Genomic DNA, 12,500 nt, shown 5'->3' on the forward strand with positions numbered 1-12,500 from the left:
TCCTCTCAGATCTCATACTCCTACGAGGTTCTCACCAGAACCTTCATATAATTTCCCGGGTTCTTTTCAATATCTATAATGGTCTCCAGCGCCTCCTCAAACTCTCCTGCACTGGTGCGGGCTCCGCGAATATCCACCTCTTTTTTGGTAATCAGATCCGTCGGAAGACTCGTCTCCTTTTTCGGCCATCCCGTCAACGTAATTCGTCCGGCATTCGATACATACAAAAGCGTTGCCCGGACTGCTGCATTGGCACCGGAGCATTCCATCACAAGCTGCGCCATTTCTCCATTTGTAATTTCCGCAATGCGACTCGCCGAATCTTCCGTTCCCGAATTCACTGTATACTCGATTCCCAGCTCCTTTGCAAAGTCAAGACGTTCCTGAACCAAATCAAGCACAATCGCATGTGCGCCGTAGGCCTGTGCCGTAAGTCCTGCCACAAGCCCGATCGGCCCTGCCCCGATGATTGCACAGAATTCTCCTGCCCGAACGCCGCCTCGATGAACGCCATGCAATGAAATGGTCAGAGGCTCTGCCATCGCGCCCTCTTCCCAGCTCATCCCCTCCGGGAGCTTCACCAGCATATTATCCGGATGGCAGAAGTACTCTGCCATTCCGCCATCCACATGCACACCCAGCACATACAGGTCCGTACAGCAGTTTGTCCTGCCAATCCGGCAGGGGTAGCAGTGTCCGCAGTACAAATAGGGGTCTACCACCACTCTGTCCCCGACCTTCAAGCCCTTAGGGTTGTCTTCCGCAATTTCTTCGATAATGCCGGCAAGCTCATGTCCGATCACGCGCGGATAGCTCACCAGTCCATTCGTTCCGCGAAAAGCGCCGATGTCACTTCCACAGATCCCCGCCATCATAATTTTGATTAACGCCTCTCCCTTTTTCGGGACGGGCTTTTTCAAATCCACGCACGCGATATTCCACGGCTCACGCAGTCTGATTGCTTTCATAATTGTTATACCTCTCCGTATTCTTTGAAAACGCAGCACGGAAAACCCGTACAAACCTATTCCAGATTGGTGTGCAAATAACAATCTATTCAGGCAATTTCCATGATGCTACACTTCCTCTCAAAATGCAACTTGTTCCCATATGTCAACAAGTTTTATGTGTATTGACAATAAATATTCTTCATACTATATATATTTTATGAGTTTTTCATAAAAGCTTTCCTTGAATTCCCCGGCTTTGTTTTCTGTTCTCAGTCCCGATGAGGATACCCCCATCGACCTTGAAATTCAGCTAATCGTTCCGTTCGTTCTCGGCAAAGCAAAGGAGGCTGCCATGAGAGATGCAGTAGTTGTAATAGGATCCGGCATGATGGGAAGCGGCATCGCCGCAATGAGCGCACTGGGCGGCAGAAGAACAATTCTGTTTAACAGATCGGAGAAAAATCTGGAACGCGGGCTGGAACGAGCCAAAGACTGTATCCGACTTCGGGAAGACAATGAGCTGGATACCCCGGAGGAATCTGCGCAGGCACTCCGGCTGCTGGAGGGCAGTACGGATCTCAGGGACGCGCTCTCGCAGGCATTCTTTGCAGAGGAAGCTATTACGGAGGATCTTCCGCTAAAACAACAGCTTTTTCGAGAAGTAGATCAGCTGCTGCCACCGGAATATCCGATCTGCTCCACCACAAGCGGTCTCAGGATCACTGACATTGCCAGAGGCTGCCTTCACCCGGAGCGGACTGTCACCACGCACTTCTGGCTTCCTCCCCATCTGATCCCTCTGGTAGAGGTCGTCATCGGAGAGCATACGAAGCATGCGCTTGCCGAACAGGTTCGTAATGAGCTGAGGCGCTGGAAAAAAACGCCGGTTCTCGTAGAACGGGACCTGCCCGGGCAGCTGCTCGGGCGAATCTTTCAGGCGATTCTCCGGGAATCCATCGACATTGTCGCATCAGGACTTGCCACGGCGGAGGACGTGGATACCGCCATTGCCAAGGGCATCGGCATGCGGCTCGCACAGTGGGGCCCGCTTCAGCATCTGGACGCTATCGGACTCACGCTGGCTCTGTCCGTTCAGGATTCCGTCCTGCCCGATCTTTGTGCAGACCGGCAGGGAAATCCATATCTGAGAGAGCTTGTTTCTTCCGGCAAGCTCGGCGCCGAAACCGGACAGGGCTTTTATGACTGGAGTACGCGGAATCTCGAACAGGACATTCAGCGCCGGAATCAGTTTATCATTGCAGCGCTGAAGGCAGTGAAGCAGATCGGAGAAGCGCCTGCGGAAATACCAGCAGAAACATTGAAATAGAATTAACAATCCCAACGCGGTCCTCACGTTGGGATTGTTGATTCTGCGTTAAAATTTTACCGCCTTACCAGTCCTTAACCGACCCATCCGCATAGCGGAACGCACTGACACTTCCTCGCTCCTTAACAGGATAGCGCTCCTCTGCATCGTCGCGAAGCTCCACGCCGATCCCCGGTGCCTCCGGAATGGAGATTCCGGAGGTCACCGCATCGATATGCTCCTTGCCATCACCCATTTTGAAAATGTCATGTCAGCTCTAGCCGAACCGGACTCAGCTGCGTGGCTTACTCCAATGCCGCCATGATTACGCTTGACCAGATGGTACTGCAAAACCATTTCAAAAAATCCGGCTCTTCTCACTCGGAAAAAAGCCGGTAAGGATACGGATGAGCTGCCTAAGTCCCCGAAACAGTATGCTGACAGAGGAGATCCGTGTCATGCGGGAGCTCAGCGAACAGTATCTCCGTATGGCTGCTCCCTCTCTCTGACAAGGTCTCCCCGGCTGCTCCGTGCTTCCGCATTCTCTGCTTCTCCGCTTCAGAGGACTCCACGCTCTGCCGCAGCCTATGAAGGCATTCCCGGTTTATGGCATGATCTGTTATCGGAAGAGTCAAGAGCTGAATCCCGCTTATCGGAAACTACGCGAGCTCCTTATCAGAAGCTTCTCTCCCGAAACGTAAGGATCGGATATCTCCCGTCCTCTCCATCCTTCATGGGAAGCGACAGCCTCTCCCGGGGATCGTCCGCATTTTCGATGCCGAAGTACACCGTCTTTTCCGCTTCCGTATCCGGCAAAAGCTCCCGAAGCGAGAGGGAAAGCGCTTGCTCCTCTCCGCCGGGAATTTCCCGGAGTGAGACGGAAAGCGGGAGGCGCTGCGCACCGATGTAGAGGCAGGGAATATAGCTGAAGTAGATCGGCGCGATGCCGTCATTTCGTATCGTCAGCACGAGCCTGCCGGTACGCGGGAAGTACTCCAGCGCACGCACGCGGTAGCGATAGCCGAGGCTGCTCTCCAGCCTGTCCGCATTGCGGCAGAAGCGCGCCGCCTCCCCTCTGCTCAGCGCGCCCTGCTCTTTCGCCTCGGACAGGAGCGGAATCATAGGCCCCAGAAAGCTGGCATGCGACTTCATAAGCAGCGCTCTCGTCCTGTTGAAATGCCGAAGAAGCATGCTCCGGAGCGGGATCGCGCTGGTGAGCTCTCCGCCGACCGGCGCACTTTCCCAGAGCGCTCCTGCAGCGCGGAGCCCATCCTCCTCTCCGGTCTGATCATAAGCGCCCCCCTCCGCGATCCAGCTAAGCCATTCCTCGGTCCCCTCCGGATTGCCGCTGACATCATTGTAGACACCTGCCCTGTCCGGCCGTTCCGTGAAGGGGCGGCGCAGCAGCAGCCGTGCCTTAGGAAATGCAGCCTCATAGGGCTCGATATAGCGCCGCCGCACAGAAGCGAGGGGCATTTCCGGCAGCCCCGCATCCGCGAGAACATGCCACTCTCCCCAGTGCCCGAGGCTTCCCAGCTCCACATAGGCGACGAAGTCCGGATTCCGGTGGGCAGGATCCTCATAGCCGGAAAAATATTCTCCCAGCGCAAGGATCGCTTCCCGATGCGCCTCGATCAACGCCTCCTCCGTATAGTCCGGTGCGAAGCCCCTCCCATATTCCGTGCTGTATTCCCTGCCGCCCCGAAGCCTGCCGCGAAGCCAGTCCGGGATATCGCAGTGCGCCGCCTCCGAAGGATTGTCCATTACGAAACGGAGCACGATATGCTTTCCGAGCGCCTGCCACTGTTTGAGGCGGCAGCGCGTCTCGAGGGCTTCGAAGTCGAAGCACCTCTCGGCAGGCGAAATCTCACGGAAGCTGGTCTCGACATAGATCAGATCCGTATCCCTGTCCTCCGCATCCCGCTCGCTGTCCATGGCATAGCCGATATAAGGATTCTTCCCCATTCCCTCCGGATGCGCCGGAAACACAATATGCCGCGGACGCTCTGAAGTGTATGCACAGCAGGACAGCAGGACAGCGAGGAGCAGCATGAAGACAATGCGGAAACGCAGTCCTGCTATACGTCCCGGCTTAGCTGGCTGTCGCATCCCGCTGTGCCCTCCTCCTGCACTGAACAGATCAGCGCTTCCTTAGACAATGAAAATCGTTCTGAAAAAATAAAGAATCAGGTTCGTATCCCGAAGATAACAGGCCAGCGTCCCCTCGACCGCGAACTGCTCCGCCAGCGACTCTGTCAGCTTGTATTCCGGAAGCAGTCCCAGCACGATAATGAATACCCAGATATAGAAAATCCCTTCGATCAGTCCCAGAAGCGCCCCGCTGCTTCGATTAAGCTGGTTCAGCATCGGCAGACGCATGAGTCGATCCAGCAGCGCGAAGAGAAAGCGCAGCAGGATACGGGACAAGAGCAGGAAGGCAAGAAATAAAATGAGGGAAAGCAGAAGACTGGAGATCCGATCCGCCGCATACTCCGCGAGCCGATCCAGACCCAGAAGCCGGTACAGCGACTCCATCGCAGTATCCTTCGCCTGCTGAAGCTCCTCCTCCGCGCCCGGCCGCAGATAAAGCGCGAGCCTGCGCTGAAGCCATGCGGTGAGCATTCTGTTTTTCCCGAGGCTGGCGGCAGCATAGGGGAGCAGCAGACGGCTGAGCAGCGCAGAGCACACGAAGCTCACCAAGGAAAAGGACATCCTGACCAGTCCCCTCTTCCAGCCGTACAGAAGCATCGCCAGCAGGAAGACGAGCAGCAGGGCGCTTAGCCAGTATACCCGAAGCAGCTCTATAAGCTGCAGAAGGATCTCCATAAGCTCGCTTCTCACAGGAAGCAGTCCTCATGCAGGATCAGCTTGTCGTCCTTATCGTATTTCGGACGGAAGAGCTTCGGCTTTTCTGCCCGATCCGCGGCCTCCTCGATCAGATCCTCCGCTGCCCTTTTCACGAAGCAGACACCATCCTCCTGCATCAGCTCGAGCTTTTCATAGAGCGCCGTTTCAGCCCTCTCCGGAATACTGCAGTCTATGCTCTTCGCGTAGCTCTTCGCGTAGTCCGCGAACTCCTCGAGGCTCATCTCTGCCTCGGCAGAAGTCTCCTCCTGTTCCATCCCTTCGACCCGCTCCGGCTGGATTCGCTCCTCTGCCTCCAGCGGACGGCTGGGACGTTCCAAAGAAGCGCGGAGCTGTGCCGCCGCCCTCTGCTGCGCCTCGTCTCTGCTCTCCTCTATACTGCCCCCGATCTCTGATCGGGGGAGCCACGCGGCTTTGAGCGGTTCAGTGCAATCGCCTGCGATTGCTTCTTTGCTGCCTCCGATCTCTGATCGGGGGAGCCGCGCGGCTTCGTTCTCCCTCTTTTCTTCTCCGGGAGACGCAGGAGCTGTCAGACTGACCTCCTCCAGAAGCGCCTCCTCCTTTTCCTCCGGTACTGCCGATACCAGATCGAAGCGCTGAATAAACTGCGGCTTGTCCTCTGCCATCCGGTCGAAATGATCCACGATATCCACGAGGACAATGGAGCTCTGATCCTTCGAGGCTTCGATATAACGGCTCAGCTCATCCACCACGGGGTAGGACAGCGCGCCGGCATTTTCAATGATGAGATCCTTGCCCTGCAGCTTCTCTATGAATGGAGCGAAGCCTCTCTCATTCAGCTTCTCCGCATTGATTTTCGCAACCTTATATTCCAAGCCATATTTCTCATGGAAAAATTTGATCTCATTGACCGCAACCTGGAAGCCCGCCTCCGCGCTGGCTGCCTCAATAATCATATGGTAGCTCTGCGGCTTTTCGGCGCTTCTCTCCGCCGCGTCGCCGGCTTCCCCGGCTCCGGAGAGCATTTCCCTGATGACCTGCTGCGTCTTCGGCGCGCCCTGCCGAAGCGCCGCGAGCGCAGGGTTTGTGAACCCCCTCTCTTCTGCCGCAGGAGCAGCGGACTCTGTCGTCGCTGCATCTGCTGCTTCCTCGTTCTGTTGCACCGAGGCTGCTATCTCTTCACTCTGCGGCTGCTGTACCGAAGCCGCTGTCTCTGGCTCCTTCTCCGAAGCAGGCATCGGAAGCGGCTTCTCTTCCTCCTGCCTATCGGCCTGCTGCCCCCAGTCTGCCTCCGGCAGCTCATCATCCAGATAGTACCCGGCATCCGGCTCCTCGTGCTGTCTGCCCTGCCCTGCCGCGAGACTCTGCTGCCTTTCGGTCAGCGGATAATAGCGCTTTTTCAATTCCAGCGCTTTCTCGACATACTGTCCCTGCCCGAAAAGCAGCGTGATTCTGTCGCAGGTCTTCACACAGTCCGCGATCCTGCCGGACTTCTCGTAGAGCGCTGCCAGCTCATAGAGCCACCTCTCGTCCAGCTCCGCCGAGGTATACGCCTCGATCAGCTCCGCAAGCTGCTCTGCACCCGCCCCCTTTGCCCGCAGGATCATATACCGCAGCAGATAGACGCCGGAATCCTCCGGGCTGACATCGCAGAATTCTCTGTAGAACTCCTCTGCCTCCGGGAGATTTCCCGCCTTTATTGAGATCTCCGAAAGCTTAAAGAGGAAGCGCTTCCCGACGGGCGCGCGGTCGAATGCCATCAGCAGAATATCCTTTGCCTCTTCGTATTCTCCGTTTTTCTCATAAATCTCTGAAACCGATGCCAGCAGGTTGGCATTGCGAACCCGTCTCCAGTCGATGCCATCCGCGATCTGCATCGCAGTCTGGTAGTCGCCTGCCCCCGCCATTTTCCGCATCTGCTCTACTTTGATATTAAACTCGTACTTTTCCATTGGATTTTCTGTCCTCTTTGCTTTCTGCCTGCGCCCTCTCCCGAGCTACCGCTTCGCGACCTGCGGCTTTGCTACAGCCTCACTCTGCCGTCCAGCGCGCGGAGCAGCGTCACCTCGTCGATATTCTCGATATCTCCGCCGACCGGTACACCGGAGGCGATACGGCTCAGCTCGATGCCCAGCGGCTTGATCAGCTTCGTCAGATAGGTCGCCGTTGTCTCCCCCTCTAAGGAAGAATTGGTTGCAATGATGACCTCCCGTACCTCCCCGCTGAGGCGCTGCATCAGCTCCTTCAGACGGATATCGTCCGGTCCGATCCCCAGCATCGGAGAGATCGCGCCGTGCAGGACATGGTAGACGCCCCGGTACTTTCCGGTACGTTCATAAGCACTCATATCTCTCGGGTTCTCCACTACCATAATCAGCTGATGGTCTCTCTCCGCGGAGCGGCAGATCGGACATTCCTCCTCATCCGTCAGCGTACAGCAGGTCTTGCAGTAATGGATATTGCTCTTCGCACGACGTATCGCCTCGGAAAGCGCCTCCGCCTGCTCCGCCGGCGCGTTAATGATATGGAACGCGAGTCTCTGTGCACTCTTCTGCCCCACGCCGGGCAGACGGGAAAGCTCCGTGACAAGCCGTGCAATATCCTTCGAAAAATATTCCATCCTAATAACCTAAGCCCATTCCACCGGTCAGCTTCCCCATCTGCTCCTGTGAATCCTGCTCCAGCTCCATAAGTGCCTGATTTGCCGCTGCGAGGATCATATCCTGCAACGTTTCCACATCCTCTGGATCCACTGCTTCCTTATCCAGCTCCACCTTCGTGAGCTTCTTCTCTCCGGAGACCGTGATCTTCACGGCGCCTCCGCCAGCCTGTCCCAGATACTCCTTCTTCGCAAGCTCCTCCTGCGTCTCCGAAAGCTTTTTCTGCATCTTCTGGTACTGCTTCATCAGATTATTCATATTCATTCCCGGCATCCCTCCCGAGAACCCTCCATGTCTCGCCATGCTTCTCTCCTTCCTGTCGTGCTTTCCATTCGTACTACCTAGTGCCCCTCCCGCGAAGAGCCATGCGCGGTTAAAGGCAATCGCCTGCGATTGCCTCTTTACCCGCCTGTAAGCTTTCCCTCTTAAATGATCTCGTCCTCCTCGGAGGGCAGGCTGTCGTCCACCGTCTCCACATCGAAATGAATCCTTTTCAGATCCTCCTCCAACACATAAATGGTATTCCTCGTCTCATCCGAGACAGACTGCACCGCCCGAAATTCGATATCCTTTCCGTACTTTTCGGAAACGATCTGCTGGATCAGCTGCAGATTTTCACTGTCAGAGATTGTATTATAGCCTGCTTTACTTTTCGTGGCAATCATCATCCCGGTTTTTTCCTTATTCGGATAGACCCATGACTCAGAAACCGTGCTCCGGAGCAACCCGGTCGGAAGCTCCGCCGCGATTCGCTTCCACTCCTTTTTCAGGAGCATAAGATCCTCATACTGCCCCTTCGGGAGGCTGACCCGCTGCTCCTCCCGCGATATGTCAGTGGAAGCGGCAACAGCTCCTGCCGGAAGCCCCGCCCCCTCTCCTGTTTTTGTCGTCCTTAGTGCGACGCTGCCGTCCGCGATGCCCTTCAGCCTGCGCTCCAGCTCCGCGATCCGCGCGATCGTCCCCTCCGAGCTCCGATCTGTCTCCGGATAGGCGAGCTTGATCAGCACCGTCTCGATCAGCACTCGTTTCTGTGAAGAATATCTGAGCTGGTTCCAGAGCTCCGAAAGCTGTCGGATATCGCGAACCAGCTCCTCCAGAGAAAACAGCTCCTTATCCTCTGTGAGCCTCTGCAGGTTCTCCCGGGACATATCCACCAGTCCGTCCAATCTTTCCACACTCTTCGCCATCAGGAGATTCCGGACATAGAATAGAAAATCACTGACAAACTGCGTGAGTTCTCTTCCCTTCTCCACACTCTCCGACAGAAGCCCCAGCATTCTGTCCACATTTTTTTCTGAAAGCGCACGGATCAGCTCCGAAAAAACGCCGGTGTCCACCGCTCCCAGAATCTGCAGCGCATCCTCATATTCGATACGCCGGTCGAAACGAAAGGCGGAGCACTGATCCAACAGGCTCACCGCATCACGCATCGAGCCGTCCCCCGCTCTCGCGATATAATGCAGGGCCTCCTCTGAAATGTCGATTCTCTCCGCTGTAGAGATCTCCCGAAGCCGTGCTGCAATCACCTCGCTGCCGATCCGCCGGAAGTCATAGCGCTGACAGCGGGAGAGAATCGTGACCGGAAGCTTGCTCGGCTCTGTCGTCGCCAAAATGAAAATCACATATTCCGGCGGCTCTTCCAATGTTTTCAGGAAGGCATTGAAAGCAGAGGTACTCAGCATATGTACCTCGTCAATGATGTATACCTTATATTTCCCATTCACCGGCGGATACTCGACCTGCTCACGGATCTGCCGGATGTCCTCCACCCCGTTGTTGGAAGCGGCATCCATTTCGATCACATTCATGCTCGCGTCCCGGAGAATCCCCTTGCAGCTCTCGCACTCATTGCAAGGATTTCCGTCTAGCGGATGCTCGCAGTTCACCGCCCGCGCCAGAATCTTTGCCACCGATGTCTTACCCGTACCTCGGGTTCCACAGAAAAGATACGCATGCCCGATCCTGCCGGTACGGATCTGGTTTTTCAGGGATTCCGTAATCGGCTCCTGCCCCTTGACCTCCGAAAAGCTCTGGGAACGCCATTTTCTGTAAAGTGCTGTATATCGCAAAATTATTCTTCCTTATGTGATGCCGGAGCTTCCGGCATAAACATTTCTGCCCCCGCTCAAAGCAATTGCTTGTGATTGCTTCCTTTTATTCTCCGAAGGAGATCCCTACCATCTTCGCTTCTTTAACGATACTGGACTCGGGATCTACCATCTTCAGCTTCCCCGCAATTTCCGAAAGCGGCACGGCTATGATCTCATTATCCTTCAGCGCCGCCATCATTCCGAAGCGTCCCTTCTTGATAAGCTTTGCTGCCTCGGCACCGATCCTCGTCGCAAATACCCGATCATAGGGTACCGGCTGTCCGCCTCTCTGCGTATGTCCGGGAACCGTGACCCTGACCTCGGAGCCGGTTCGCAGCTCGATCTCCTTCGCCAGCTTATAAGCAACCGACGGATAGGTGTTCTTCTCCTCCGCGAGCTTCTTCCGAAATTCCTTCTTGCTCAGCTTCGCCTCTTCCCTGGACTTCGCCCCCTCCGCGATCGCCACGATGGAGAAACGGCTGCCGTTCCTGTGCCGCTCCGCGATCTTCCGGCAGACAGCATCCACATCATAGGGAATCTCCGGCAGCAGGATGATATCCGCGCCTCCGGCAAGCCCTGCATAGAGCGTCAGCAGCCCGACCTTATGCCCCATGATTTCGACGATAAATACCCTTCCGTGGGATGCTGCCGTGGTATGAATGCAGTCAATCGCGTTTGTCGCGACCTGTACCGCGGAATAGAATCCGAAGGTCATATCCGTCCCCCAGAGATCATTGTCTATCGTCTTCGGGCAGCCGATTACATTCAGCCCCTCCTCTGAGAGAAGATTCGCCGTCTTCAGAGAGCCGTTGCCGCCGAGCACGACCAGACAGTCCAAACGGAGCTTCCGGTAATTATGCTTCATTGCCTCTACCTTATCGAGGCCGTTTGCATCCGGCTCATGGATCTCCTTGAAGGGAGTACGGCTGGTGCCGAGTATCGTACCGCCCTGTGTCAGGATGCCGGAAAAGTCATTTCGCTCCATCTTCCGATACTCGTCATAGATCAAGCCCTTATAGCCATCCAGAAAGCCATAAATTTCCAGATCCTCGTAGATCCCATAGAGAGACTTCCCGACACCTCGCATCGTAGCGTTCAATGCCTGACAGTCCCCTCCGCTCGTCAAGATTCCGACTCTCATCTCTTCCTCCCTTTCTGTCCGTGTGCGTTCTTTCTCTGCTCTTCTCCTGTCTGCCCCCGATCTTTGATCGGGGGCAGACACACGGATGATCGCAGGTCAAGGATCTGCGATGCCCCTATGGCGAAGCGCCTTGAGCAATTCAAGGCAATCGCAAGCGATTGCTTTTTTGCTATCAAAAAGAATCAAGAAAATGCAGCAATGCACGAACCATACCGTATTAGTATAGCTTTTTCCGAAAAGCCTTGCAATATCGTAAGAGTTTCGCCAAGCATCTTTATGGTAAAAAAAAGCTCCTATCTTTCGATAGAAGCTTCGTATTGCGGGAACAGGATTTGAACCTATGACCTTCGGGTTATGAGCCCGACGAGCTACCAGACTGCTCCATCCCGCGATAATCAAATTAGAGGAAAAATGGGGCCTATAGGGCTCGAACCTATGACCCTCTGCTTGTAAGGCAGACGCTCTCCCAGCTGAGCTAAGACCCCAAATTCACAGTTTGGATTTACATCCAATGGGTGGGGATGGATTCGAACCATCGAAGTCAGTGACAACAGATTTACAGTCTGCCCCCTTTGGCCACTCGGGAACCCACCCATATTTTTCATCAGAGATACTGGGATATCTCCTCCGCGAGATGCTTCCCGCGAGCGACCCGGATCGGGTTCGAACCGACGACCTCCGCCGTGACAGGGCGGCGCTCTAACCAACTGAGCCACCAGGCCTTATTTTCGTGCCTTGAAAACCACATACCTGCATATTCATCCTGTATCCAGCGAAACATCTCCACATTGGATAAGCCCTCGACCTATTAGTAACTGTCAGCTGAATGCTTTGCAGCACTTACACCTCAGCCCTATCTACCTCATTCTCTCTAAGGGGTCTTACTCTTTCGATGGGAGATCTCATCTTGAGGCAGGCTTCACGCTTAGATGCCTTCAGCGTTTATCCTTCCCCGACTTGGCTACCCTGCTATGGGATTGATTCCCAACAGGTCCACCAGAGGTCAGTCCATCCCGGTCCTCTCGTACTAAGGACAGCTCCTCTCAAATCTCCTGCGCCCGCGCCGGATAGGGACCGAACTGTCTCACGACGTTCTGAACCCAGCTCGCGTACCGCTTTAATGGGCGAACAGCCCAACCCTTGGGACCGACTTCAGCCCCAGGATGCGATGAGCCGACATCGAGGTGCCAAACCTCCCCGTCGATGTGAACTCTTGGGGGAGATCAGCCTGTTATCCCCAGGGTAGCTTTTATCCGTTGAGCGATGGCAATCCCACTTTCATACCACCGGATCACTAAGTCCGTATTTCTACTCTGCTCGGGCCGTCACCCTCGCAGTCAGGCTCCCTTCTGCCTTTGCACTCTTCTAATGGTTTCCAACCATTATGAGGGAACCTTTGAGCGCCTCCGATACCCTTTCGGAGGCGACCGCCCCAGTCAAACTCCCCGCCTGACAGTGTCCCGGTGCCGGTTCACGGCTCCCGGTTAGAAATCCAATAGCAAAAGGGTGGTATCCCAACAGCGACTC

At 55.3% G+C, this 12,500-nt stretch carries 10 protein-coding genes, 4 tRNA genes and 1 rRNA gene (1 of these 15 only partly in view); 1 reads left to right on the forward strand and 14 read right to left on the reverse strand.

Features of this window, described 5'->3' with window-relative positions; all coding sequences use genetic code 11:
- Positions 1 to 20 precede the first annotated feature (20 nt).
- A complete protein-coding gene (locus HW273_RS01045) occupies positions 21 to 968 on the reverse strand; it encodes a zinc-binding alcohol dehydrogenase family protein (RefSeq protein ID WP_179009906.1) in 948 nt (315 codons plus the stop codon).
- Between the two features lie 334 nt (positions 969 to 1,302).
- Between HW273_RS01045 and HW273_RS01050 the strand changes: the two genes are divergently transcribed.
- Positions 1,303 to 2,277: a 3-hydroxyacyl-CoA dehydrogenase family protein gene (locus HW273_RS01050; RefSeq protein ID WP_179009908.1), complete on the forward strand. Its 975-nt coding sequence runs from the start codon at positions 1,303 to 1,305 to the stop codon at positions 2,275 to 2,277.
- A gap of 64 nt (positions 2,278 to 2,341) precedes the next feature.
- Here HW273_RS01050 and HW273_RS01055 read toward each other — a convergent pair whose 3' ends face one another.
- From HW273_RS01055 to HW273_RS01115, 13 genes are all read right to left on the reverse strand, one after another.
- The gene (locus tag HW273_RS01055; protein ID WP_179009912.1) at positions 2,342 to 2,512 is read right to left on the reverse strand and encodes a hypothetical protein; all 171 of its coding nucleotides are present in this window, start codon (positions 2,510 to 2,512) and stop codon (positions 2,342 to 2,344) included.
- A 419-nt stretch (positions 2,513 to 2,931) separates the two neighbouring features.
- Entirely contained in the window at positions 2,932 to 4,365 is a 1,434-nt protein-coding gene (locus HW273_RS01060) for a DUF4832 domain-containing protein (RefSeq protein WP_179009914.1), read from the reverse strand.
- 42 nt (positions 4,366 to 4,407) lie between these two features.
- Positions 4,408 to 5,097 (reverse strand): CvpA family protein, encoded by a 690-nt coding sequence (locus HW273_RS01065; RefSeq protein ID WP_179009916.1) that lies wholly within the window; start codon positions 5,095 to 5,097, stop codon positions 4,408 to 4,410.
- Entirely contained in the window at positions 5,094 to 7,034 is a 1,941-nt protein-coding gene (locus HW273_RS01070) for a tetratricopeptide repeat protein (protein ID WP_179009918.1), read from the reverse strand. The genes HW273_RS01065 and HW273_RS01070 overlap by 4 nt, the downstream gene beginning before the upstream one ends.
- Before the next feature lie 71 nt (positions 7,035 to 7,105).
- Positions 7,106 to 7,702, reverse strand: coding sequence for a recombination mediator RecR (recR, locus tag HW273_RS01075; protein WP_179009920.1), 597 nt, complete (start codon positions 7,700 to 7,702; stop codon positions 7,106 to 7,108).
- Between the two features lies 1 nt (position 7,703).
- Entirely contained in the window at positions 7,704 to 8,045 is a 342-nt protein-coding gene (locus tag HW273_RS01080; protein WP_179009922.1) for a YbaB/EbfC family nucleoid-associated protein, read from the reverse strand.
- A 122-nt stretch (positions 8,046 to 8,167) separates the two neighbouring features.
- Positions 8,168 to 9,811: a DNA polymerase III subunit gamma/tau gene (gene dnaX, locus HW273_RS01085; RefSeq protein ID WP_179009925.1), complete on the reverse strand. Its 1,644-nt coding sequence runs from the start codon at positions 9,809 to 9,811 to the stop codon at positions 8,168 to 8,170.
- Between the two features lie 85 nt (positions 9,812 to 9,896).
- Positions 9,897 to 10,973 carry a 6-phosphofructokinase gene (locus HW273_RS01090; RefSeq protein ID WP_179009927.1) on the reverse strand — a complete coding sequence of 359 codons (1,077 nt, stop codon included), beginning with the start codon at positions 10,971 to 10,973 and terminating at the stop codon, positions 9,897 to 9,899.
- Between the two features lie 317 nt (positions 10,974 to 11,290).
- Positions 11,291 to 11,364 (reverse strand) — tRNA-Met (locus tag HW273_RS01095).
- A 21-nt stretch (positions 11,365 to 11,385) separates the two neighbouring features.
- Positions 11,386 to 11,458: transfer RNA gene (locus HW273_RS01100), tRNA-Val, on the reverse strand.
- Between the two features lie 27 nt (positions 11,459 to 11,485).
- Positions 11,486 to 11,567 (reverse strand) — tRNA-Tyr (locus tag HW273_RS01105).
- 54 nt (positions 11,568 to 11,621) lie between these two features.
- Positions 11,622 to 11,695: transfer RNA gene (locus tag HW273_RS01110), tRNA-Asp, on the reverse strand.
- Between the two features lie 65 nt (positions 11,696 to 11,760).
- Positions 11,761 to 12,500 (reverse strand): 23S ribosomal RNA (locus tag HW273_RS01115); it runs 2,141 nt beyond the window's last position.

This window comes from Oribacterium sp. oral taxon 102 (assembly GCF_013394775.1).
Lineage (GTDB): Bacteria > Bacillota > Clostridia > Lachnospirales > Lachnospiraceae > Oribacterium.